We start from the raw sequence: 23548 nt of genomic DNA, 5'->3' as shown, positions 1-23548 counted from the left end.
TGCACGATGCTTGCCGTCGACGTTACGGGGCCTCTGTTTCTGAACCGTTTCGCGATGTAAACGCTGTGTAACGCGTCGCATCGCCCCTCGCGTGCGCGGGGGAGGAGCCGTGAGAGCGTGGCGCAACTCGATTTGCGGAGGCGCCTCCGCGCCGCCGCGGCTCGGCTACAGTGTGCGGTGTGACCGACTCGAGGCAGCGCCCCTGGACCATGCAGCAGATCGCTGCGGCCGCGGGCGTCAGCGTCACCACCGTGTCGCACACGATCTCCGGCAAGCGCCCTGTGCGCCCCGATACGGCCGAGCGGGTGCGCCGCCTGATCGACGAGTTCGGCTACGTACCCGACTCCGGCGCCCAGCGGCTCAAGACCGGCCGCAGCCGCATCATCGGGCTCGCCGTGCCCGACGTCTCGCACTGGTACTTCGGACGGATCGCCCGGGGCGTCGAGGAGGCGGCCGACGAGCTCGACTACGGCGTCATCGTCGCGAGCACCTCGAACTCCGACCCCCGTCGCGAGAAGCGGTACTTCAACATGCTGCGCACGCGCCTCATCGACGGGCTCGTCTACACCGCCTCCCGCGAGATGACGCCCACCGAGGAGCTCGTGAAGCTCGCCTCGAAGTCGCCCGTCGTGCTCGCCGACGAGGCGATCCCCTCGCTCGACGGGCTCCCCTCGGTGACGAGCGACAACTACGTCGGGGCCCAGGACATCGGGCGCCACCTGGCCTCGCTCGGGCACACCCGTGCCGTCATCCTCAGCGGATACGCCGGGTTGAAGTCGCAGATCGAACGCGTGAAGGGCATCCGCGAGTCGTTCCCGAACGCGCTCGTGCTCTACGGCGACTTCGAGCTGCGCTCGGGCTACGACCTGGTCTCGGACCTCCTCGCCCAGGACGTGCGGTTCACGGCGCTCTTCGGATGCAACGACCTCATGGCGATCGGCGCCATGCAGCGGTTGCGCGAGGCCGGCATCCGCGTGCCCGAGGACGTGTCGGTCGTGGGGTTCGACGATGTCGACATGGCTGCGGTGGTGACGCCGGGGCTGACCACGGTGCGGCAGGACATGCTCGAGATCGGACGCCGGTCGGGGCGGCTGCTCATCGAGGGTCTCGAGGGGCGGACCGAGCTCACGTCGGCCGGGTCGGTGTCGCTGCCCGTCGAGCTCGTCCTCCGGGGGAGCACGGCGCCCGCTCCGGTCTGAGCCCCGGCCCGTCCCATCCGCTAGATTCGGCCTGACGGAGGGGGAGCCATGGCTCGGCTGACCAACGCGGATCTGCAGCGGCGGATCCTGGCGCTCGAGGCGGAGAACGCGCGGCTGCGCGACTCGGTCGCCGCCGCCGAGGTCGCGCTCGCCGCTCCTGCCCGGGCCGAGCCGCTGTCGACGCGGACGCGTCGCGGGTGGGGGTGGGTGCTCCTCTCGGTGGTGCTCGTGCTGATCGGCGCCCTGCTCGCCCCCGCGGGCCTCGTCGCCGGGTGGGCGAAGACTCAGCTCACCGACACCGACGGCTTCGTCGCCACCTACGCACCGCTCGCCCGGGATGCGGGCGTGCAGACGTTCATCACCGACCAGACGATGGTGGTCATCCAGCAGAACCTCGACATCCCCGCGATCACCTCCGACGTCGTCGACGGCATCACCTCCCTCGGCACCGGCCCCGCCGCGACCCGGGCTCTCGAGGCTCTGGCGGGCCCTGCGGCGCAGGGCATCACCTCGTTGGTGCGGTCGAGCGTGCAGGGGTTCGTGTCGTCGGACGCGTTCGCGCAGGTCTTCGAGCAGGCCCTGCGCGCCAGTCATCAGCAGCTCATCGCGACGATGCAGGGCGATCGGGATGCCGTGCTCGCGGTCGCGTCCGACGGCTCGATCGGGATCCAGCTGGCGCCCATCATCGCGCAGGTGCGACAGCTGCTCATCGACCAGGGACTCACCTTCGCCTCGGCGATCCCCGCCGTCGACTACACGGTCACGATCGCGCAGGACACCTCGCTCCCCACCGTCCAGGCCTTCTACGGTCTCGCGGTGAGTGCCGGGGCGTGGCTGCCGTGGATCGCGCTGCTGTTCCTCGCGGCAGGGGTCGTCGTCGCGCGCCGGCGCAGCGTCGCGCTGCTCGCGGCGGCGGTGGCGCTCGCGGTGGCCATGCTCGTGGTGATCGTCGGGTTCGCCGTCGGGGCGTCGGTGTTCACGGCCTCGGTGTCGCCGTCGATCATGCCGGCGGCCGTGGCATCGACGGTCTTCAGTACGCTCACCCAGAGCATGGAGGGCACCGCCGTCGCCGTGCTGGTGCTCGGGATCGCAGTCGCCGTCGTGGGCTGGCTCGGCGGGCCGTTCCCCGTGCCGCGCCGGCTGCGGCGCTTCGCGGCGAGCGGGGCGGATGCGGTCCGCCGCGCGGGTGAGCGGGCGGGCCTCACGACGGGTGCGGTCGGGACGTGGATGCACCGGCAGAGGCTTCTGCTGCGGGTCGCGGTCGCGGTGATCGCCGCCGCGGTGGTGCTGTTCGTGCGGCCGCTCTCCGCCGGGCTCATCGTGTGGACGCTGGTGCTCGCCGTGGTGGTGCTCGCGATCCTCGAGGTGGCGCAGCGGCCGGCGGGCGTATCTCCCGTCCTGTCGGAGGATGGAGTCGAGTCGTGACCGAGCCTTCCGCGCAGGAGATCGCCCACCTCGAGCGAGCGGTCGAGCTCGCGCAGGCGGCCCGCGACCGCGGCGACCACCCGTTCGGCGCGGTCGTCGTCGCGGCCGACGGCACGGTCGTCGAGGCGATGAACTCCGTGGTCACCGACCACGACCCCACCGGACACGCGGAGACCAACGCGGTGCGTGCATCCGGTCGGCTGCTCACGGAGGCCCAGCGCGGCACCGCCACGCTCTATACGAGCACCGAGCCGTGCGCGATGTGCGCCGCCGCGATCTTCTGGGCGGGCATCCCGCGCATCGTCTTCGCACTCTCGGGCGCCGCCCTCATCGAACTCCTCCCCGCCGACTCCGCCGCCCCCTCCCTCGCGCTCCCCGCGCGCGAGCTCTACGCGCGTGCGTCGCACCCCGTCGAGGTCGTCGGCCCCGTCCCCCTCCCCGCCGCCACCGCGGTCCACGCCCACTTCTGGCGCTGACGCCCCACTCGCGCCCCGCTCCCGCTGCCCGCCCGTCCGCAGATCACCCACGGTTTCGCGCCCTGCTTGGCGTCTCGCGCCCCCATCGACCCCGCGAGACGCCAAAGTGTCAGCGCAAACCAGAGTCTGAGGCGCGCACCCGCCCGCGCGACCGGGCCGCGCTCAGCGCACGCGGGCGGGGCCGACGGAGGGGATGGCGGCGCGGACGTCGCGCCAGCTGCCCGACTCGGCCATGTGCTCCATGCCCGAGAGGTGGTCGAAGACGATGTTGGTCTGCGTCGAGGCGACCGAGTCGTCCATGCTCAGCTCGGCGGCGACGAAGTCGCGCAGCTGCGACGTCGACGCGCACGCGACGTGGATGAAGAAGTCGTCCGCCCCACCGAGGAAGAACACGTTGAGCACGTTCGGCAGCGTCACCACCCGCTGCGCGTACGAGCGGATCTGCGCCCGCGCCTGCGCCTTGAGACGCACGGCGACGATGGCCTGCACGGGCAGGCCCAGCGCATCCCAATCGGGTGCGGCGTGGAACGACCGCAGGACCCCGGCCTCGCGCAGCGCGCGCACCCGCGCCAGGCAGGTCGAGGGGGCGACGCCGATGCGCTCGGCGAGGTCCTTGTTGCTGAGGCGTCCGTCGCGGGTGAGCTCCCAGACGATGCGCTCGTCGGTCTCGTCGAGGTGGGGCGGTTCAGCTGCCATCGTGCGCCCCGCATCCTGTTCGGATCATGAGCGGCCGAGTGCCGCTCCACCGAATCTTATGCGGATCCGCTGACACGGAACGTCCAGAGCGGCATACTTCGAGCGTCTGACCGAATCCAGAGCAGGAGTTGCGGATGTTCATCGGTGTCCCGAAGGAGATCAAGAACAACGAGAACCGGGTGTCGATGATGCCCGCCGGGGTCTTCGAGCTGGTCCGCCACGGCCACCAGGTGCTGGTGGAGCACGGTGCGGGTCTGGGGTCGTCGATCCCCGACGCGGAGTACGAGGCGGCGGGCGCCCGCCTGGTCGACGTCGACAGCGCCTGGTCAGCGGAGATGGTCGTGAAGGTGAAGGAACCGATCGAGCCCGAGTACGGGCGGATGCGCGACGGGCAGCTGCTGTTCACCTACCTCCACCTCGCGGCGGCCGAGTCGCTGGTCGAGGCGCTGCTCGCCTCGCGCACCACCGCGCTCGCCTACGAGACGGTGCAGCTCGCCGACGGGTCGCTGCCGCTGCTGGCCCCGATGAGCGAGGTCGCCGGCCGCCTCTCCGTGCTCGTCGGCGGATACCACCTGATGGGCAGCCGCGGCGGGCGGGGTGTGCTGCTCGGCGGGGTGCCGGGCGTGCGCCCGGCGAAGGTCGTCGTGATCGGCGGCGGGCAGGCGGGAGCGAACGCGGTGCAGCAGGCGGTGGCCGCCGGCGCCGACGTGACCGTGCTCGACCTGTCGATCCCGCGGCTCCACCATCTCGATGAGGTCTACGCCGGCCGCGTGAAGACCGTCGTCTCGAACGCGTACGAGATCGAGCGGAGCGTGCTCGACGCCGACCTGGTGATCGGCGCCGTGCTCGTGCCGGGCGCCGCTGCGCCGAAGCTCGTCTCGCACGACCTCGCTCTGCGGATGCGCCCGGGCTCGGTGCTCGTCGACATCGCGATCGACCAGGGCGGCTGCTTCGAGGACTCGCATCCGACCACCCACGATGACCCGACCTACCGCGTCGGCGACGTGATCTTCTACTGCGTGGCGAACATGCCCGGCGCGGTCTCGGCCACCTCGACCGCCGCGCTCACCAACGCGACGATGCCCTACGTCGTGCGGCTCGCCGACCTCGGCTGGCGCGGCGCCGTCGATCGCGACCCCGCGCTCGCGTCCGCCGTCTCCACCGTCGACGGCCGCCTCACCCACGGCCCCACCGCCGCCGCGTTCCCCCGCTTCGAGCTCACCCCCCTCGGCGCGCTCCTGTAGGGCGCCGGCCGCGCGCCCGTAGTGGCGGGGTTTGTCCAGGTTTCCGTCGCCTTTCGCGCGATTGGCGACGGAAAGGTGGACAAAGCCCTGCCCTGCACGGGCCACGTGCGGACGCCGGGGTCAGTGGGCGGTGCGGCCCTCGACGGCGACGATCTCCTCGTCGAGGTCCCCCGAGAGGGACGAGCCGAGGAACGCACCCGACTCGGGCAGTCGCAGATCGAAGTCCGCGTACGCGGAGACGCGCATCGTGCCGCGGGTCGTCACGACGTCGAGCACGTGCCCGCCGGTGCTGCGGTCGGCGGCGAGGAAGTGCAGGTGGAGGCCCGCGACCGTGATGCCCTGGTAGATGCTCGGCGACCAGAAGCCGATCAGAGTGCCCGTCATGCCGACGAGCTCGTGCTCCACCTGCTCCTTCGCCACCTCGGCGAGCGGACGGTACGGCGGCGTCTGCGCGGGCGTCGCGCGGATCCTCACCCGCGAGAACTCCCCATCCACCCGGATCGCGTGGAAGTGGTTGCGGCTCGCCAGCGCGCCGTCGACGGCGGCGGCCAGTCCGTCGTGTGCCATCTCCTCGAGCGGATGCGGCACCGCCTCCGGATCGAGGTGGCACATCTCGACGAAGGGGAGCAGCGCATTCGGATCGAGCGGTCGGCAGCTGCCGTCGCTGCGGCACTGCCACGGCCGCCCGTCGAGCACGACCACCTCGGCCTCGATGCGGTCGGTGCACCCGATGCCGACGTCGCCGTACCGCAACGCATCGCGCACGGGGAAGACGCCGTCGTAGTCGCCCACCATCAGCGCCTCGATCACGGAGAACTGGGTGAGGGTCGCCCCGGGTCGGATGGCCGCTCTCGTCACGCTGCGACAGTACCAAGCAGGCGCGCCGATCCGTCGACCCTGGGAGCGGATACCAGTCGACGGGATGCGAACCTTCGGATAACCTGAGAGCGTTGCCATGCCGACGAGGGCGGGCACGCTCTTCTGGGGGGATCCACCGTGCTGTCACGTCTGTCTTCGAGGGTGGTCGCCGCCGCGACCGCCGCCGTGCTCGTCGGGGGTTCGACCCTCCTCATCGCCGGCTCCGCCTCCGCTGACCCGTTGCCGGTCGTCGGCCTCGGCGACGCCTCGACGGTCGGTGCGGCTGCCCAGGTCGACGTCACCCTCGGTGATTTCCTCGTCTACAAGCAGCAGAGCGCCTTCGGGGTGCTCGATGTCGAGGTGGGCCAGAAGGACGCTTCCCAGAACACGAACGTCACGCTCCTCGACGCAGGCGTCCCCGGTCTCGCAAGCCTGACCGCGGCCTCCGTCTCGAGCGCCGTGCTGGCCAGCCCAGATGTCTCGGAGGCGGCGAGCTCCGTGTCCGGCACGTCACTCGACTTCCTCGGCCTGAGCGTGGTCGGGCTGGCGAACGCATCGGCCGCAACCCGGTGCTTCGTCGGGCAGGACGGTCAGGCGACCCTGGACACGTCCGGTCTCACGGTCTTCGACATTCCCGTCGACCTCGATGCGCTCCCGCAGGGCTACGCCGCATCCCAGCCGCTCGGATCAGCGGTGCAGGTCGGAGCCGACCCGACCGATGTGCAGGACCTCAGCGGCATCGACCTCGAGATCCAGATCGGGCAACTCCGCGAGACGAGCGAGGATGGAGCCGCCTCGATCGCCCTCGCCGCGCAGCTCTCGATCGAGGGCACGCTCTTCGAGGGCACCGCGAACGAGGAGGCGGTGCCGGCCAAGGTCGTCGCGAACCTGGTGCTCGCGGGTGCCTCGTGCCTGACGCCCGTGCCGCTGTCGCTCTCGGCGATCAGCCCCGCCACCGGATCGACCGCGGGCGGCGAGACCGTGACCCTGACCGGCGCTGGATTCACCACCGGCACCACGGTGACGTTCGACGGGGTGCCCGCGACGATCGTCGCGATCGACCCGACCGGGACGTCGCTCACGGTCACGACGCCCGCGCACGTCGCCGGAGACGTCACCGTCACCGCCACCTCCTCGGCCGCGGTCAGCGCGTCCCTGCAGTACACGTACGTGGCGCCGGTCGTTCCCGTGAAGCCGGCCGATCCCGCATCGGCGACCGGCTCTGGCACGAGCAAGCTCGCCGCGACGGGCGCCGACCCGGTGCCGGCGCTCGGCCTCGGTGCGGGTGTGCTCGCGCTCGGGCTCGGCGCGCTCCTCGCCACGGCCGCGGTGCGCCGACGCCGCGCCTGACGCGTCGGCGCGGGCGGCGCGAGCCGGTGACGCGACCTGCATGATGAAGGCCCCGGGCGGATGCTCGGGGCCTTCATCATGAACCAGGGAGCGGAGCTCAGGTCCCCGGCTGCGACGTGCCCGCCTGAGACGGCGCGGCGGGGGCGGTGGCGTCGATCGGCTCGAGCACGACGGCCGTGCCGTAGGCACAGAACTCGGTGAAGTTGCCGATCGAGCCGGAGTCGAAGCGGAAGGCGACGACGGCATTCGCGCCGCGCTGCTGAGCCTCGGCCCACATCCGCTGCATGACCTCCCAGCGCGACTCGTAGATGACCTTCGTGTACTCGGGCATCTCGCCACCGGCGAGCGAGCGGAAGCCGGCCGTGAAGTTCTGGCCGAAGTTGGCCGACCGGACCGTCAGGCCCATGACCTCTCCGAACACCTGCGTGATGCGATACCCCGGGACGTCATTGGTGGTGACGACGAACATTCTCGGCTCCCCTGTGTGCTGATGCGGATGCGCGGGTGCGCTGCGGCACCGATCCTCCGTGGTCCCGCCAAGACGAGCCTATGACCCTGCCGGGAGAAGAGTGAGAGGGAGATCAGCGGGGAAGAGACGAAGGCCCCGAGCTGACGCTCGGGGCCTTCGTGCACTGTCTCAACACAGTGTGCGCCCTAAGGGATTCGAACCCCTGGCCTTCTGATCCGTAGTCAGACGCTCTATCCAGCTGAGCTAAGGGCGCAGTTTCCGGTCGCTCTCGCGGCGGACAATCAAGACTAGCACGTTCTGCGGGCGGTCTCGAACGGACTCGTCAGGGGTGGCCCGCCGGGCGGTCAGCTCGCGCGAGCCAGCTCGCGCTCGGCGGCGGCCTCAGCCACTGCTTCGATGCAACCCTCGCCGTAGCACTCGATGCAGAAGGTGATGTCGTCGGGTGCCTCCGCGAACGGCTGCACCGGGTCGGCTCCGGTGCCGAAGCACCGCTCGCACATCTCGTAGGTTCGCATGCGTCCATTGTGCGAACACCCACCGACATCCGGCTCATGACGCGCCCGAGCGCAGGGAACCCTCAGCCCTCGTCGATCAGCTCGAGCAGCTTCTTCGCCGCCTCCTCGATCTCGGCGTGGTCGTACTGGCCCGCCCGGCTCTCGAGCGAGATCACGCCGCCTCGACGCACCTTCGAGAAGTCGCCGTAGGGGAAGCTGAATCGGCCCTTGGTCTCCGGCGACTCGTCGTCGTCGATGCCCAGATGCCAGTGCGAGTACTCGGTCCAGCCGTGCTGCTCGATGAAGCGGTTCTCCTCGGCGGCGGACGGTGCGGCCTCGCTCCAGTCGTCGCGCTCGTCGCGGACGACGTCGCCCGACCGCACCATCCTGCGCGCCTGCTCGAGCGCCGGCTTGTTGAGGCGGATGGCCATCAGCCGACCTCCTCGGCGGGACCGCGGCCCTCCAGCTCGGGGTCGGACTCGGCGTCGACCGGCTCGCCCGGCTCGTCCGGGTCGACGAAGTCGACCGTCCGCTCCTCGTCGGGCGCGTCGACCGTCGACGCCGACGACACCTCGTGTGCGGCGTCGTCGGCGTCGAGGACGTCGTCGCCGTCGTCCGGTCCGGGGATCGTCGTGCTCATGGGTCCGACCTCAGGAGCGGGCGTTCTTGATCGCGTCGGTGGCCTTCGACGCGACCGAGGACGCGGCCTTCTCGACGCCGTCGGTGGCCTTGTGCACGGCATCCTGCACCCGGTCGTCGTTCCAGACCTGCTGCGCCTTGTCGCGGATCTGCTCGTACCGCCGCCGTCCCGCGCGCGCTCCGAGCACGTAGCCGGCGCCGAATGCCAGGGCGATGAGGATCTTGTTCACGGTGCACCTTCCGTCTCTGCGACGCACCCGCGCGGTGCGCCTCCCTCCATCGTGGCGCTCACGGCGCGACCCGCAACGGGGTGGCGGAGAAAATGCAGGGGATCAGGGGCTTCGTCCACGATTGCGGTTCGAAGGCCCTCATCCCCTGCATTCTTCACAAGACCGCACGCGCGGAGGTCAGTGCGGGGCGTTGTCGGCGCCCGTGTCCGACTCGGTGGGCTGGTCGGGCAGCTCGAGCGCGAACGGCAGGCCCGCCACGCCGGCGACGTCGGCCGGATCCTCCCCGTGCGCCCGAGTGTACGCGCGGTGCGCGATCCGCTCGTCCTCCATCCGCTGGCTGAAGCCCGCGTAGGCGACCCGCAGCGACGGCACGCGCTGCACGACGTCCATCACCAGGCGGAACCGGTCGAGGTCGTTGAGCATGAGCATGTCGAACGGGGTCGTCGTCGTGCCCATCTCCTTGAACCCGCGCACGTGGATGTTCGCGTGGTTCGTGCGTCGGTACGTCAGCCGGTGGATGAGCGACGGATATCCGTGGAACGCGAAGATGACCGGCTTGTCCTTCGTGAACACCTCGTCGAACGCGTCGCTGGAGAGGCCGTGCGGGTGCTCCCGCTCGTCCTGCAGGCGCATCAGGTCGACGACGTTCACGAAGCGGATGCGCAGGGTCGGGATCTCCCTCGCCAGGATCTGCGCGGCGGCCATCGCCTCGAGCGTCGGGATGTCGCCGGCGGCCGCGATGACCACGTCGGGCTCGAGCCCCTCCACCTCGGTGCCCGCCCACTCCCACACCGACAGGCCGCGGGCGCCGTGGGCGCGGGCCTCCTCGAGCGAGAGCAGGGTGGGGCCGGGCTGCTTGCCCGCGACGATCACGTTCACGTAGTCGCGGGTGGCGAAGCAGTGCTCCGCCGTGACGAGCAGCGTGTTCGCGTCCGGCGGCAGGTACACCCGCACGACGCTGGCCCGCTTGTTGACGACGTGGTCGAGGAATCCCGGGTCCTGGTGCGAGAAGCCGTTGTGATCCTGGCGCCAGACGTGCGACGACAGCAGGTAGGTGAACGACGCGACCGGTCGCCGCCACTCCACCTCGGCACTCGACTCGAGCCACTTCGCGTACTGGTTGAACATCGAGTCGACCACGTGGATGAACGCCTCGTAGGACGTGAAGAGGCCGTGGCGTCCGGTGAGCAGGTAGCCCTCGAGGAGGCCCTGGGCGAGGTTCTCGCTCAGCATCTCGATCACCCGGCCCCGCGGCGCGAGGTGCTCGTCGACGGGGAGGACCTCGGCCGCCCACTCCTTGTCGGTCACCTCGTAGACGGCGTCGAGGCGGTTGGAGGCCACCTCATCCGGGCCGAAGAGGCGGAAGTCGTCGGGGTTCGCGAACATCACGTCGCGCAGCCACTTCCCGAGCACACGTGTGGGCTCGGCGATGGTGCCACGCCCCTCCGACACGTCGACCGCGAGGTCGTCGAGCGGGGGAAGGTCGAGCGCCTTGAGCAGCAGCCCGCCGTTGGCGTGCGGGTTCGCGCTCATCCGCCGGTCGCCCTTCGGCCGGTTCGGCTCGAGCGCGGCCGTGGGGCGGCCCTCCTCGTCGAACAGCTCGTGCGGACGGTAGCTCTCCATCCACTCCTGCAGCTGGCGCAGGTGCTCCGGGTTGTCGCGCAGCCCCGCGAGCGGCACCTGGTGCGCTCGCCAGGTGTTCTCCACCGGGAGCCCGTCGACCACCTTCGGGCCCGTCCATCCCTTGGGCGTGCGCATCACGATCATCGGCCAGGCCGGGCGCGTGAACTCGCTGCCGTCGGCCGAGGCGGCGGCCGCCTCGTCGCGGATCCGCTCGATGTCGTCGAGCGCCGTCGCGAGCACGGCGGCGAAGCGCTCGTGCACGGCCATCGGGTCCTCGCCGTCGAAGCCGCCCTCCACGAACCGCGGGGAGTAGCCGTAGCCGGTGAAGAGCGCGGCGAGCTCCTCCTGCGGGATGCGCGCGAGGATGGTGGGGTTCGCGATCTTGTAGCCGTTGAGGTGCAGGATCGGCAGCACCGTGCCATCCGTCACCGGGTTGATGAACTTGTTGAGATGCCAGCTCGTGGCGAGGGTGGCGGTCTCGGCCTCGCCGTCGCCGACGACGCAGGCGGCGATGAGCCCGGGGTTGTCGAGCACCGCGCCGTACGCGTGCACCAGCGAGTAGCCGAGCTCACCTCCCTCGTTGATCGAGCCCGGCGTCTCGGGCGCCGCGTGCGAGGGGATGCCACCCGGGAACGAGAACTGGCGGAACAGTCGTCCGATGCCCTTCGCATCCATCGGGATGTGGTGGAACAGCTCCGAGTACGTCCCATCGAGCCAGGCGTTGGCCACCACGCCGGGGCCGCCGTGCCCGGGGCCCGCGAGGTAGATGACGTCGGCGTCGCGCTCGACGATCTGCTTGTTGAGGTGCGCCCAGATGAAGTTGAGGCCGGGCGTGGTGCCCCAGTGGCCGAGCAGCCGGGGCTTGGTGTCGTCGACGGTGAGCGGATGCTCGAGCAGCGGATCGTCGAGGAGGTAGATCTGGCCCACGCTCAGGTAGTTGGCGGCGCGCCACCAGGCGTCGACCGCCTCGAGCGGGACGGGAGCCGTCTCGCCGTCGTGATCCTGCTGCTGCTTCTTCTGCTGCTTCGTGACCCGTCCCATGGTCTCAGCCTAGGAACGCGGCGGTGTCCTGAACAGGGGTGGCGCGATGAACACCGCGGTGCGCGGTGCCGGGCCGGGAGGGTCAGGCGCGTCGTGAGCCCCTCCTCCGCCTCGGCCGCGCCAGATGGCCGTCGAAAGGTACCGCCGGAGCGGACATGACGCGATATACGGCCCGTGTGCGCTCTGGCGGTACCTTTCGACGCCCACCCGCCGGCCCGGAGGGCGCGGCGCCGGCCGCACGTCCACAGAGGACGCGGGGGACGTGCGCTGCGGGACGCGGTGGATATGGCACTCGTGGTGGCCTTCCGGCGAGCGAAGGCTGCACGACCGCCCGATCCGCGGCTTGGGGTGGGCGCGCGAGTGGGGACGGTCGAGCGCGGGTCAGGCGGGGAGGCGGGGGAGGACCGGGACGACGAGGTGCGACGCGTGCGCGGCGGACCAGTGCACGCGCAGGCGGCCGCGGCGCGGGGCGGCGTGGTGGGCGGGGAGGTGGCCCCAGAGCGGGTTGCGCGGGTACGGCTCGCGCGCGGTGACGATGAGCCGCAGCGCGTCGCCGCGGCGGAAGAGGGTCGAGGAGGCGGTGAGCGCGACGTCGACGGGCACGATCTCGCCGGGTGCGACGGGCTGCAGGCGGGCGAACGTGTGCGCCGGGCGGCCCGGGAGCGACGCGGCGTCGTCCCGCTCGCGGACGGCGACCCGGTGCATCCCGAGCGCCACCCGGTCGCGCCCGTATCCGTACGAGCCCTCGAACGGCACCCAGCGCCCGGCGGTCCGCTTCTCGACCGTGACGAAGACCGCCGCGTCGTCGACCCCCTCGACCGAGACCCAGAGGTGCGCCGACATCGGGCCCGTCAGCTCCAGGTCGTCTGCGATCGGAAGGTCGAAGGCCAGCCCTGCGCCGCGCGCGGCGACCGCGGCGGAACCCGTCCCGCGAGCCGGCCCGTCCGCGAGGAGCGCGCCGCGAGGCCCGAGGTGCAGCGGACGCCACTCCGTCCGCGCGGGCGGCCACTCCTGCTCGGCGCGCACCTCGGCCACCCGGTCGCCGCGCTCCCGCACCTCGAGCCGCACCGGAGGCAGCGCGGGCGCATCCGCGCCTCTCAGGTGCCGGTCGAAGAACGCGCGCTGAGCGGCGACGGCGTCGTCGCTGTAGAACGCCCACCACTTCGGCGCGCGGTGCGTGTAGAGGTGCCGATGCTCGGACGCCGCACGCTCGAACGCGCGGAACGAGCCCGTGCTGTGCAGCTCGCCGTCGGAGAAGCTGCCGCAGACCAGGATCGGGACGGTGATGGCGCCGAGGTCGGGTGTGATCGCCTCCCACCACCCGTCGCGCAGCGGGTGCCGGTGGCGGTCCCGGCCGAGGTCGACCGAGAGGCGCGCGCCGCGCTTAGTCATGGTCGTCCAGATGGTGGCGAAGCCGTCCTCCTCGAGGCCGCCCTGCCTCATGAAGTCGCGGTAGGCGTCCGTGAACCCCTCCCAGGGGCAGATCGCCTTGAGAGCGGGCGGATGCAGCCCCGCCACCTTGTACTGCGACAGGGCGAGGTACGACACCCCGAGCATCCCGACCGACCCGGTCGACCACGGCTGTGAGCCGGCCCACTCGACGAGGTCGTAGACGTCTTGTGCCTCGGCGTCGTCGAGCAGGGTGCCCACGCCGTCGGATGTGCCGGCACCGCGGAGGTCGGCATTCACGACGGCGTAACCGGCGCGGGTCCAGGTGACGGGGTCGGGCGCCTCCCACCCCGTCTCGCTCGAGATCTCGTAGGGCAGCGACTGGTTCGTGATGCGCATCTGCGCGCCCAGATGCCACCCGCGGCGCGTGCGACGGGGGATGTTGTCCTTGCCGTACGGATGCGCCGACATCAGCACGGGGAACGGCCCGTCGCCGGGCGGGAGGTAGACGTTGACGCGCAGGATCACGCCGTCGCGCATCCGCACCTCGACGTCGAGCCGCTTCCGCAGATCGTGCGGCGCAGGGACGACGCGCACGGGCGGTCGCACCACGTTGCGCACGCGCCCGAGCGCGTACCTCAGCGCGCCGCTGCGGCGCCAGGGACGATCCCGCACGCCCTCACGCTAGCGCGCCCGGCCCGCTCGCGTCTCGCCCGCGCTCGCCGGTGGGCGCCACGGGTCTGACACTCGCGGTGGCCCGGCGCGCCGGGAACCCGCCGCGAGTGTCAGATCCGCCCGGGCGGGCCGGGGCTCAGTCGACGTCGCCGTCGAGGTAGTACCAGCGGCCGTGCTCGCGGACGAAGCGGCTCCGCTCGCGGAGCACGCCCCGCTCGCCGTCGGCGGTGCGGTACCGAGCTTCGAACGCGACCTCGCCGCGGTCGTCGAAGGGGCCGCCCGCGCTCGTCGAGACGACGTCGAGGCGCAGCCAGCGGGTGTCCGCGTCCAGGTCGAGGTCGGCAGGCCGGGTCGACGGATGCCACGACTCGAGCAGGTAGTCCGCGTCGCCCACCGCGAAGGCGGAGAAACGGGAACGCATCAGCGCCTGGGCGGTGGGCGCGGGCGCGGATCCGGTGTGGATCGGCCCGCAGCACTCTCCGTACTGCAGACCGCTCGAGCAGGGGCAGCGTGCGGTTCCGTCCATCTCGTCGGACCTCCTCGGAATAGTTGCAGTCGATAAACTGTTTCATGGCTCGTGCCCATGACGGGCTTGGTCCGCGCCCTCGCGGGCCTCGAGAGGATGCATGTGACCGACGCCGCGAAGGACCCCGACGATCAGACCTGGTTGAGCCCGCGGGAACGCGCCAGGCTCTCCCGCCCCATCAACCAGCGTGCCGTCGTCGTCACCCTCGCCGCCACCGGCCTCGTCGCCGCGTTCATGATGACGCTGATGACGCCGCTCGTGCCGGAGCTGCCGAGCCTCGTGGCGGCCGACGCCGAGGATGCGCAGTGGGCCATCACGGTCACGCTCCTCGCCGCGGCGGCGGCCACGCCGATCGCGGGGCGCCTCGGCGACCTGTACGGCAAGCAGCGGATGGTCCTCATCCTCCTCGCGCTGGTGCTCGTCGGATCGGTCGTCGCGATGTTCGCGAACGACCTCGTGCCGCTCATCGTCGGCCGCGGACTCCAGGGGCTGGGCATCGGCGTCATCCCGCTGGGCGTGAGCATCCTCCGCGACGTGCTGCACCCCGACCGGCTGGGCTCGGCGGTGGCGCTCGTGAGCGCCACGCTCGGCGTCGGCGGCGCGGTCGGCCTCCCCGTCGCCGCGCTCATCTCGCAGTACCTCGACTGGCACTACCTCTTCGTGCTGAGCGGTGTGCTCGCCGTGGCGGGCTTCGTGCTGGTGCTCGCCTTCGTTCCGCCGTCGACGCTGCGCAGCGAGGGCGGCTTCGACGTGGTCGGGGCGATCGGGTTCGGACTGGGGCTCGTGGGCGTGCTGCTCGGCGTCTCGAAGGGCTCGTCGTGGGGCTGGACCAGCCCCGCCACCCTCGGCGCGATCATCGGCGGCGTCGTCGTGCTGGTGCTGTGGGGGCTCTTCGAGCTGCGCCACCCGAGCCCGCTCATCGACCTCCGCGTGGCCGCTCGCCGCACCGTGCTGCTCACCAACCTCGCCTCGGTCACCGTCGGCTTCGCCTTCTTCGCCAGCACCGTGGTGCTGCCGCAGCTGCTCGAGTCGCCCACCGGCACCGGGGTCGGACTCGGCCAGGACATGCTCATCGCGAGCCTCTGCCTCATGCCCAGCGGACTCGTCATGTGGGCCATGTCGCCCGTCGCCGCGCGGCTCACCGCCGCCCGCGGCGCACGCATCAGCCTCCTGCTCGGGCTCTCGATCATCGTCGTGAGCTACGTGATCGGGCTCTTCCTCATGACCGAGGTGTGGCACGCCATCCTCGTCTCCACCGCGGTGGGCTTCGGTGTCGGATTCGCGTACTCCTCGATGCCGAACCTCATCATGGGCGCCGTCCCGGCCACCGAGACCGCCGCATCGAACGGCCTCAACTCCGTGATGCGCACCCTCGGCTCGACCATCGCCAGCGCCGTGTTGGGCGTGGTGCTCACGACCAACGTCGTGACGGTCGGCGCGGTCACCACGCCGAGCTTCGACGCCTTCCGGATCGCCTTCGGCGTCTCGATCGCGGCGGCCGTGGTGGGTGTGCTGCTCACCGCGTTCATCCCGCGCCATCATCGCGCCTACGGGGACGCCAGCCTGCCCGACGCCGATGACCTCGAGCGTGCCATGGCCCGCACCGGGTCGGTGTCGCTCGTGGCGGAGTCGCGCACCGCGGTCGCCGACTGAGGGGCCCCGCTCTCGCCGACTGGCGGCCACCGCGGTAACCTCGAAGGAACCTGTGAACCTTCGAGAGGGGAATCGACGATGACCGATCAGCCCACGCCTCCGCCGTCCCAGCAGCCGAACTACGGCGCTGCGCCCTCCTACGGCAGCAGCACCGCCGCCGGCGGCACCCCGAGCGCACCGGTGAAGGCGCCGCCCGGAACCGACTTCCCGGGCAAGACGCTCGGCATCGTCGGCCTCATCCTGGCGATCGTCATCCCGTTGGTAGGCCTCATCCTCAGCATCGTGGCGAGGGTCCAATCGAAGAAGGCCGGCTACAAGAACACGCTCGCCACGGCCGGCATCATCGTCGGTGCGGTGATCATGGCGATCTACATCATCATCTGGATCGTCGCCGCGATCGCCATCGCGGGCGTCGTCGCGCAGTGCGGCGACCTCGGCCCCGGCGTGCACTACGTCAACGGGGTCACCATCACCTGCAGCTGACCCGCTCCGCACGTCACGACGCCGCCCGCCGCTTCGGCTCGGGCGGCGTCGTCGTGTGTGAGGGCTGGCAGGATGAGGGCATGGGACGCTTCACGCTCGGAACCCTCTCCACGGTGCCCGTCTCGGCGCGGCCGGACCTGGTCGCGGCGCCCGTGCTCGCGGCACTCGAACGGCTCGGGTTGGCGGATGCGGTGGGTGTGGTCGAGATCGACGCGGCGCTCTCCGACACGGCGGCCACCCAGGAGGCGTACGACCTCGTCGGCGACGACCTCGCGAACTGCGTCGTCGTCGCGGGCAAGCGCGAGGGGGAGGAACGTGTGGCGGCCTGCGTCGTGCTCGCCACCACCCGCGCCGACATCAACACCGTGGTGCGCAAGCGGCTCGACGTGCGCAAGACGTCGTTCCTGCCGATGGACCGCGCGGTCGAGGAGTCGGGCATGGAGTACGGCGGCATCACGCCGTTCGGGCTGCCGGAGGGCTGGCCCGTGCTCGTCGACTCACGGGTGGCCGAGCGTGCCGTCGTCGTGGTGGGCAGCGGCATCCGACGGTCGAAGCTGCTCGTGCCGGGGCGCGTGCTCGCCGCACTGCCCGCCGCCGAGCTGGTCGAGGGGCTCGCCCGCCCGATCGAGCCCTGAGCGGCAGAGCGCGCCCGCGGGGCCGTACCATGCCACCGCCGCGCACCTCGTGCAGCCGGGCGCAGTACCGCGCCAGCCTCCACCGCCGGGCCGTGCCGCCGCCGGGCGTCTCGTGCAGCCGGGTGCGGTACCGCGCCAGCCTCCACGGCTCCTCCGCATCCGTCATCGAGCGTCACACGGCGCGGGCCCCGCAATAGAGTGGTCACGAAGACGCACGTCCTTTCGACCCGCAGGAGCAGACACATGCCCGCACGCATCTACAACGACGTCACCGAGCTCGTGGGGCACACCCCGCTCGTGCGCATCAACCGCCTCGAGGGCGCCGACCAGGCCACCGTGCTCGCGAAGCTCGAGTTCTACAGCCCCGCCAACAGCGTGAAGGACCGCATCGGCGTGGCGATCGTCGACGCCGCCGAGAAGGCCGGCGCGCTGAAGCCCGGCGGCACGATCGTCGAGGGCACGAGCGGCAACACCGGCATCGCGCTTGCGCTGGTCGGCGCGGCCCGCGGGTACAAGGTCATCCTCACGATGCCCGAGACGATGTCGCGCGAGCGGCGCGCCACGATCCGCGCCTACGGCGCCGAGATCGTGCTCACGCCCGGCAGCGAGGGCATGCGCGGCGCCGTCGAGAAGGCGAACGAGATCGTCGCCTCGACCGAGAACGCCATCCTCGCCCGCCAGTTCGAGAACGCCGCGAACCCGGCGATCCACCGCGCGACCACCGCCGAGGAGGTCTGGGCCGACACCGACGGCGAGGTCGACATCTTCGTGGCCGGCATCGGCACCGGCGGCACCATCACCGGTGTCGGACAGGTGCTCAAGGAGCGCAAGCCCGGCGTGCAGGTCATCGGCGTCGAGCCGAAGGACTCCCCGCTGCTCACCGAGGGCAAGGCGGGGCCGCACAAGATCCAGGGCATCGGCGCGAACTTCGTGCCCGAGATCCTCGACCGCGAGGTCTACGACGAGATCATCGACGTCACCCTCGACGACTCGCTCCGCCTCGCGCGCGAGCTCGCGAGCTCGGAGGGCATCTTCGCCGGCATCTCGTCAGGCGCCATCATGTGGGCCGCGCTCGAGGTGGCGAAGCGCCCCGAGAACGCCGGCAAGACCATCGTCGCGATCGTCTGCGACTTCGGCGAGCGCTACATCTCGACACCGCTGTACTCCGACCTCGCCGACTGAGCGTGTCGTCCGCATCCGGCGACCGCGGGGTGGCGTCGTGAGCGTGCTGCGGCGGATGCGGGAGGACGTCGCCGCCGCGCGCCGTCACGACCCCGCCGCGCGGTCGGGGCTCGAGGTGGTGCTGGCCTATCCGGGGCTCCACGCCGTGTGGGTGTACCGGATCGCCCACCGCTGGTGGGGTGCGCCCGGCCTGCGGCTGCCCGCACGGCTGCTGTCGCAGTTCGCGCGCTTCCTCACGGGCGTCGAGATCCACCCCGGCGCGCGCATCGGGCGGCGGCTGTTCATCGACCACGGGATGGGCGTCGTGATCGGCGAGACCGCGGTGATCGGCGACGACGTGATGCTGTACCACGGCGTCACGCTGGGCGGGAAGAGCTCACGCCGCGAGAAGCGTCATCCCACGCTGGGATCGCGGGTCACGGTGGGCGCGAACGCGACCATCCTCGGCCCGGTGACCATCGGATCCGACTCGAGCGTCGGCGCCGGCGCCGTCGTCGTGAGGGACGCCCCCGCGCGTTCGGTGCTGGTGGGCATCCCCGCGCGCGACGTCAGCGCCCCGCGCGGCCCCTTCACGGACCCGGCCTCCCCGTCGTACATCGACCCCGCGATGTACATCTGACCCACGGCCACTGCCCGCCCGATTCCGCCACACTCGTGGAGTTTCGCCACACGCATGCGCATGGCGAAGCGCCAGGGATGTGGCGAAACCGCCTCGGCGCGGGCTACTGCTCGTAGCCGAGGTTGTCGTTGAGGTAGTCCTCGTCCTCGCCGAAGACGGCGTCGCCCTCGTCGTCGCGCTCGTCGCTCGCCTCCTCGATCGAGTCGGCCTCCTCGGGGTCGACCGACTCGGCGTCCTCGAAGGGCTCGAGCTCGTCGTCGATGCGTGCGTTCACTGGTCACTCCTCGTGGTCGGGTGGGTGCGCGGATGCCGCGACCGAGTCCCAGCGTAGGGTGCCGCGGTTGCGCCCGCATCCGGTGTGCGCATCCAGGCAGCCGGTGTTCACTGAACGGATGGAGTCGCTCTGGAGGGCAGGCCGCGCGCCGATCCCGTCGCAACCGTTCACGCCGGGGGAGGAGTACGACGACGTCGTCGTGGGGGCCGGGCTCACCGGGCTCGTGACCGCGCTGATGCTGGCCGAGTCGGGCCGGCGGGTGGTCGTGCTCGAGGCGCGCGACGTCGGAGCTGTCGCCACCGGCAACACGACCGGGAAGATCAGCCTGCTGCAGGGCACGCGGCTGTCGAGCATCCGCCGTCATCACTCGGAGTCGGTCACGCGGGCGTACATCGAGGCGAACCGCGACGGGCAGACCTGGTTGCTCGACTTCTGCGAGCGGGTCGGGGTGCCCGTGCAGCGGCATGAGGCGTTCAGCTACGCGCAGACCCTCGACGGCGTGCCCGCCGCCGAGGCGGAGGTGAAGGCCGGCGTGGAGGCGGGGCTCGACGTGCGGCTCGTGCGCTCACTCGACCTGCCGTTTCCCGCCGTCGCCGCGGCGGCGCTGCCCGATCAGGCGCAGGTCGACGCGATGGACCTCCTCGCCGCGCTCGCGGCGGCCTTCGAGCGCGAGGGCGGCGTGCTCCACACGGAGTCGCGGGTGACGGGGGTGTCGGCGTCGCCCCGGGTCGAGGTGCGCACCTCCCACGGTCCCGTCTACGGGTCGACCGTCACGCTCGCGACCGGCACGCCCATCCTCGACCGCGGCCTCTACTTCTCGAAGGTGCGCGGCTCGCGATCGTACGGGCTCTCGTTCGCGTTCGACGCCGAGCCCGACCTGCCGTCGGGCATGTTCCTCTCGGTCGACTCGCCCACGCGCACCGTGCGGACCGCTCCGCGCGCCGACGGGATGCAGCTCGTCACCGGCGGCAACGACCACCCGACCGGACGCGTCGAGTCCGAACAGGCGCTCGTCGACGACCTCGTCCGCTGGACGCTCGACGCGTTCCCCGGTGCCCGGCTCACCCACACGTGGTCGGCGCAGGACTACGAGTCGCACAACCTCATCCCCTTCGTCGGACGCCTGCCGCGCGGCCGCGGCCGCGTCTACATGGCCACCGGATACGCCAAGTGGGGCTTCACCAACGCCATCTGGGCGGCCATGCGGATCGCGATGGAGATCCGCGGAGACGGCGTCACCTCCGCGCCGCCCGGGTCGTGGCATCGGGTGCTCGGCGCGCGGCTCACCGTGCCCGCCGACCTCGGCCGCGGGCTCGTCGAGGGCGTGTCGGTCGGCGCCGCCGCGGTGCGCGGGTGGGCGGATGCCGAGCGCGACGCCGTCCCGGTGCCCCGGCCCGCGGAGGGTGTCGGCGTGGTGGCGCGGTCCGGGCTCGAGCCTGTCGGCGTGTCGACGGTCGACGGACGAACCTGCGGCGTCAGCGCCGTCTGCACCCACCTCGGCGGCGTCGTCGAGTGGAACGACGCCGAGCGCACCTGGGACTGCCCCCTCCACGCGTCGCGCTTCGCCGCCGACGGCACCGTGCTCGAGGGCCCCGCCACGCGCCCCCTCCGCCGCCTCCGCTGAGTCCCCGCGCGGGCTCCGGTGCTGCGGTGCTGCGTGAGTGTGCGGTGCTGCGGTGCTGCGTGGGTGTGCGGTGTGCGGTGCGCACCGGGGCTGACTCCGGAGTCTCGGCGGGACACGCCGGTAGAGGTCCGGAGTTAGCTCGTAGAGCGCGAGATCTCCGGAGTTGGCTCCGGCCCGCCCTCCCACCCGACGGGACCGCCGCCCGCCCGCACCGTCCCCGCACCGGCCCCGCCCGGCACCCGCACCACGCGCACTCGGTGGGCGCACACCCGGCGCACCGGCCCTGCCCAGCAACCCCGCAACGGCGGCGATAGCATCGGAGGATGGCGGCGGACAGCATCGGGTCGACGGTCCGCCGCACGCGCGGCGGGGCGGTCGGCGGGGCGCACGCCGGGGGCGTGCTGAGCTGGAAGGGCATCCCCTACGCGGCGCCGCCGTGGCGGGAGCGGCGGTTCCGGGCGCCGGAGGCACCGCATCCGTGGGAGGGCATCCGCGACGCGACGCGCTTCGGGCCGATGGCCCCGCAGACGCCGCTGCGGTCGATGGAGGTCGCGACCGACGTCCGGATCAGCGAGAACTGCCTCACCCTCAACGTCTTCGCGCCCGCGGACGCGGGGCGCCCGGGCGTCGCCTCCAAGCCCGTGATGGTGTGGATCCACGGCGGCGGCTACTTCAACGGCACGCCCGCCCAGCGGTACTACGACCCGACCGTGCTGGTGCGCGAGGGCGACGTGATCGTCGTGACGGTCGCCTACCGCCTCGGCGTGCTCGGGTTCGTCGACTTCACCGCGCTCGACCCGACGGGGGAGCACGGCTTCGTCGCGAACGCGGGCCTCCGCGACCAGATCGCCGCGCTCGAGTGGGTCCGCGACGACATCGCCGCGTTCGGCGGCGACCCCGACAACGTCACGCTGTTCGGCGAGTCGGCCGGCGGCGGATGCGTCGTGTCGCTGCTCGCCTCGCCGCGCGCCGAGGGCCTGTTCCACCGGGCGATCGCCCAGAGCGCGCCGGTCTCGAGCGTGTACGGCCCCGCGCGGTCTGAGACCGTGGCCCGGCGCTTCCTCGAGATGGCGGGGATCGACGCCGCGCATCCGGAGATGCTCCGCGACCGCAGTGCCCGCGAGATCGTGGCGCTCGGCGGCGAGCTGGTCGCGCAGGTGTCGAGCGACGTCCCCGGCACGCTCGCGCTCGCCCCCGTCGTCGACGGCGACGTGCTGCCCGACTACCCGCTCGAGCTCGTGCGAGCCGGGCGGGCGCATCCGGTGCCCCTCATCATCGGCACCAACCACGACGAGTCGAGCTTCTTCAAGCTGATGCGGTCGCCGCTCATGCCGATCACCCCCGAGGCGGTCGACCAGATGTTCGTCGAGATCGCCGCCGACCGGCCCGAGCTCGAAGGGGTCGGATCGCGGATCACGAGCGCGTACCCGGAGTACCCGCGCCGACGCACGCCCGCCGAGGTCTCGCGCGACGCCGCCTTCCGGATGCCGTCGATCTGGCTCGCCGAGGCCCACGCCCGCCGCGCGCCCACGTTCATGTACCGCTTCGACCACGCCACCCCGCTGCTCAAGCGATCCGGGATGGGGGCGACCCACGCCTCCGAGATCGCCTACGTCTTCGGGTCCTTCGGGCCATGGGGCCGCGACCTCGTGTTCGCGCTCGGCGGTCGCCGCGAGGCACTCGAGGTGTCGTCCCGGATGCGCGACCGCTGGACGTCGTTCGCCCGCGACGGCGTGCCCACCCTCCACGGGGATGCGTCGGCGTGGCCCACCTACGACGACCGCTCGCGCTCGACGCTGGTCATCGACACGCAGGACACCCTCGTCGACGATCCCGACTCCGCCCAGCGCCGCGCCTGGGGCCCCGAGGTGCTCGCGTTCCTCTGACGGCGATGCCGTGGGGTGCGTGCGCGCCCATCCGCCCACTGATCCGTCACTTTCGGCTAGTGCGGGCGGCTGGGACTAGCCGAAAGTGACGGATCAGGCGAAGTGCTGGGCGGCCCTGCCGGGCGACCTCGCACGGTGGGACCGTGCGAGGATGGGGCGTGGTCGTGGCGCAGCAGTTCGAGATCCCGCTGTGGATCGACCTCGCGGCCACGGCCGCCGGTGCGGTGCAGGGCGCGATGTTCGCCGCTCAGTTCAAGGATCGCCGCCTCGACCTGCTCGGGGTCGGGATCATCGGCGTCGTCACCGGGTTCGGCGGCGGTATGCTCCGTGACCTGCTGCTCAACCAGGTGCCGGCCGCCCTGCAGTCGAACTGGTACATCCTCGTCGCGACCGGCGCCGCCCTCCTCGGCATGCTGCTGCAGCGCCTGTTCTCGCGGATCAACGTGGCCATCGTCATCCTCGACGCCCTGAGTCTCGGCCTGTTCTGCGCCATCGGCGCGAGCAAGGCGCTCTCGGTCGGTCTGCCGGTGGTGCCGGCGCTCTTCATCGGCGTCGTCGCCGCGGTCGGTGGCGGCATGCTGCGCGACGTGCTGCTCGGGCTGCCGATCGGCGTGATGCACGTGGGCTCGCTCTACGCCGTCGCGGCGGGCGTGGGGGCGCTCTTCCTCGTCGGCGCCACGGCGGGCGGCGCCGACATCACCGTCGCGGGCATCGGATGCGTGATCGTCACCACGGTCATCCGTCTCCTCGCCGTCCGCTTCGGCTGGAGCCTGCCCGAGCAGCGCACGCTCAGCACCCTGCGCCGCCTCCGCCGCCAGCGCGGCGGCGCGCTCGACTGAGCAGTGGAGCCTGAGCAGC

Annotated in this window: 24 protein-coding genes and 1 tRNA gene; 13 read left to right on the top strand and 12 right to left on the bottom strand. The window is 71.8% G+C overall.

The genetic code is table 11. From position 1 onward, the window contains the following. Positions 1-179: 179 nt before the first annotated feature. From ACFJGV_RS08335 to ACFJGV_RS08325, 3 genes are read left to right on the top strand one after another with little or no spacing between them, the layout of a single operon-like run. The gene (locus ACFJGV_RS08335; RefSeq protein ID WP_378148257.1) at positions 180-1199 is read left to right on the top strand and encodes a LacI family DNA-binding transcriptional regulator; all 1020 of its coding nucleotides are present in this window, start codon (positions 180-182) and stop codon (positions 1197-1199) included. A 48-nt stretch (positions 1200-1247) separates the two neighbouring features. Beyond that, a complete protein-coding gene (locus ACFJGV_RS08330) occupies positions 1248-2624 on the top strand; it encodes a hypothetical protein (RefSeq protein ID WP_378148255.1) in 1377 nt (458 codons plus the stop codon). Continuing rightward, positions 2621-3100 (top strand): nucleoside deaminase, encoded by a 480-nt coding sequence (locus ACFJGV_RS08325; protein ID WP_378148254.1) that lies wholly within the window; start codon positions 2621-2623, stop codon positions 3098-3100. The genes ACFJGV_RS08330 and ACFJGV_RS08325 overlap by 4 nt, the downstream gene beginning before the upstream one ends. A 162-nt stretch (positions 3101-3262) precedes the next feature. Here ACFJGV_RS08325 and ACFJGV_RS08320 read toward each other — a convergent pair whose 3' ends face one another. Then, positions 3263-3796 (bottom strand): Lrp/AsnC family transcriptional regulator, encoded by a 534-nt coding sequence (locus tag ACFJGV_RS08320; RefSeq protein ID WP_378148253.1) that lies wholly within the window; start codon positions 3794-3796, stop codon positions 3263-3265. Positions 3797-3930: 134 nt separating this feature from the next. Here ACFJGV_RS08320 and ald point away from each other — a divergent pair, with 134 nt between their 5' ends. After that, the gene (ald, locus tag ACFJGV_RS08315) at positions 3931-5040 is read left to right on the top strand and encodes an alanine dehydrogenase (RefSeq protein WP_378148252.1); all 1110 of its coding nucleotides are present in this window, start codon (positions 3931-3933) and stop codon (positions 5038-5040) included. 120 nt (positions 5041-5160) lie between these two features. Here ald and budA read toward each other — a convergent pair whose 3' ends face one another. Then, on the bottom strand, positions 5161-5898 hold the full coding sequence (gene budA, locus ACFJGV_RS08310) for an acetolactate decarboxylase (RefSeq protein ID WP_378148250.1): 738 nt from the start codon (positions 5896-5898) through the stop codon (positions 5161-5163). Positions 5899-6036: 138 nt separating this feature from the next. On the opposite strand from budA, the gene ACFJGV_RS08305 reads away from it, so the two are divergent. Further along, complete coding sequence (locus ACFJGV_RS08305) at positions 6037-7248, top strand: IPT/TIG domain-containing protein (RefSeq protein WP_378148248.1); 1212 nt, start codon at positions 6037-6039, stop codon at positions 7246-7248. A gap of 97 nt (positions 7249-7345) precedes the next feature. On the opposite strand, the gene ACFJGV_RS08300 is transcribed toward ACFJGV_RS08305, so the two are convergent. From ACFJGV_RS08300 to ACFJGV_RS08260, 9 genes are all read right to left on the bottom strand, one after another. Next, on the bottom strand, positions 7346-7717 hold the full coding sequence (locus ACFJGV_RS08300) for a YbjQ family protein (RefSeq protein ID WP_378148246.1): 372 nt from the start codon (positions 7715-7717) through the stop codon (positions 7346-7348). A gap of 179 nt (positions 7718-7896) precedes the next feature. Continuing rightward, positions 7897-7970: transfer RNA gene (locus tag ACFJGV_RS08295), tRNA-Arg, on the bottom strand. A 91-nt stretch (positions 7971-8061) separates the two neighbouring features. Next, positions 8062-8232: a hypothetical protein gene (locus tag ACFJGV_RS08290; RefSeq protein ID WP_378148244.1), complete on the bottom strand. Its 171-nt coding sequence runs from the start codon at positions 8230-8232 to the stop codon at positions 8062-8064. 62 nt (positions 8233-8294) lie between these two features. Continuing rightward, positions 8295-8642 (bottom strand): hypothetical protein, encoded by a 348-nt coding sequence (locus ACFJGV_RS08285; RefSeq protein ID WP_378148242.1) that lies wholly within the window; start codon positions 8640-8642, stop codon positions 8295-8297. Next, complete coding sequence (locus ACFJGV_RS08280; protein WP_378148241.1) at positions 8642-8851, bottom strand: hypothetical protein; 210 nt, start codon at positions 8849-8851, stop codon at positions 8642-8644. Before ACFJGV_RS08280 ends, ACFJGV_RS08285 begins: the two co-directional genes overlap by 1 nt. A 10-nt stretch (positions 8852-8861) precedes the next feature. Then, positions 8862-9080 (bottom strand): YtxH domain-containing protein, encoded by a 219-nt coding sequence (locus ACFJGV_RS08275; RefSeq protein ID WP_378148239.1) that lies wholly within the window; start codon positions 9078-9080, stop codon positions 8862-8864. A 177-nt stretch (positions 9081-9257) separates the two neighbouring features. Continuing rightward, positions 9258-11744: a phosphoketolase gene (locus ACFJGV_RS08270; RefSeq protein WP_378148238.1), complete on the bottom strand. Its 2487-nt coding sequence runs from the start codon at positions 11742-11744 to the stop codon at positions 9258-9260. A gap of 381 nt (positions 11745-12125) precedes the next feature. Next, positions 12126-13808 (bottom strand): CocE/NonD family hydrolase, encoded by a 1683-nt coding sequence (locus ACFJGV_RS08265; protein ID WP_378148236.1) that lies wholly within the window; start codon positions 13806-13808, stop codon positions 12126-12128. A gap of 136 nt (positions 13809-13944) precedes the next feature. After that, positions 13945-14334 (bottom strand): YchJ family protein, encoded by a 390-nt coding sequence (locus tag ACFJGV_RS08260; protein WP_378148235.1) that lies wholly within the window; start codon positions 14332-14334, stop codon positions 13945-13947. A gap of 57 nt (positions 14335-14391) precedes the next feature. Here ACFJGV_RS08260 and ACFJGV_RS08255 point away from each other — a divergent pair, with 57 nt between their 5' ends. The 5 genes from ACFJGV_RS08255 (at position 14392) to epsC (ending at position 18906) form a co-directional block, all read left to right on the top strand. Next, positions 14392-15987, top strand: a complete 1596-nt coding sequence (locus ACFJGV_RS08255; protein WP_378148234.1) for an MFS transporter — start codon at positions 14392-14394, stop codon at positions 15985-15987. Between the two features lie 78 nt (positions 15988-16065). After that, on the top strand, positions 16066-16470 hold the full coding sequence (locus ACFJGV_RS08250; protein WP_378148233.1) for a DUF4190 domain-containing protein: 405 nt from the start codon (positions 16066-16068) through the stop codon (positions 16468-16470). An 80-nt stretch (positions 16471-16550) separates the two neighbouring features. Beyond that, positions 16551-17105: a YbaK/EbsC family protein gene (locus tag ACFJGV_RS08245; RefSeq protein ID WP_378148231.1), complete on the top strand. Its 555-nt coding sequence runs from the start codon at positions 16551-16553 to the stop codon at positions 17103-17105. A 243-nt stretch (positions 17106-17348) separates the two neighbouring features. Then, positions 17349-18287: a cysteine synthase A gene (gene cysK, locus ACFJGV_RS08240; protein ID WP_378148230.1), complete on the top strand. Its 939-nt coding sequence runs from the start codon at positions 17349-17351 to the stop codon at positions 18285-18287. Between the two features lie 37 nt (positions 18288-18324). Then, positions 18325-18906, top strand: coding sequence for a serine O-acetyltransferase EpsC (gene epsC / locus ACFJGV_RS08235; RefSeq protein ID WP_378148228.1), 582 nt, complete (start codon positions 18325-18327; stop codon positions 18904-18906). A 103-nt stretch (positions 18907-19009) separates the two neighbouring features. On the opposite strand, the gene ACFJGV_RS08230 is transcribed toward epsC, so the two are convergent. Then, entirely contained in the window at positions 19010-19180 is a 171-nt protein-coding gene (locus ACFJGV_RS08230) for a hypothetical protein (RefSeq protein WP_378148227.1), read from the bottom strand. 118 nt (positions 19181-19298) lie between these two features. Between ACFJGV_RS08230 and ACFJGV_RS08225 the strand changes: the two genes are divergently transcribed. The 3 genes from ACFJGV_RS08225 to ACFJGV_RS08215 all read left to right on the top strand — a co-directional run bounded on the left by ACFJGV_RS08225 (position 19299) and on the right by ACFJGV_RS08215 (position 23529). Continuing rightward, a complete protein-coding gene (locus ACFJGV_RS08225; RefSeq protein WP_378148226.1) occupies positions 19299-20804 on the top strand; it encodes an FAD-dependent oxidoreductase in 1506 nt (501 codons plus the stop codon). A gap of 323 nt (positions 20805-21127) precedes the next feature. Next, the gene (locus tag ACFJGV_RS08220) at positions 21128-22690 is read left to right on the top strand and encodes a carboxylesterase/lipase family protein (protein ID WP_378148224.1); all 1563 of its coding nucleotides are present in this window, start codon (positions 21128-21130) and stop codon (positions 22688-22690) included. A gap of 158 nt (positions 22691-22848) precedes the next feature. After that, complete coding sequence (locus ACFJGV_RS08215; RefSeq protein WP_378148222.1) at positions 22849-23529, top strand: trimeric intracellular cation channel family protein; 681 nt, start codon at positions 22849-22851, stop codon at positions 23527-23529. The last annotated feature ends 19 nt before the right edge of the window (positions 23530-23548 follow it).

This window comes from Cnuibacter sp. UC19_7, assembly GCF_042699995.1.
In the GTDB taxonomy this organism is placed as follows: domain Bacteria; phylum Actinomycetota; class Actinomycetes; order Actinomycetales; family Microbacteriaceae; genus Cnuibacter.
Note: the sequence above shows the minus strand (reverse complement) of the source record. Positions and strands in the feature narration are given on the sequence as shown.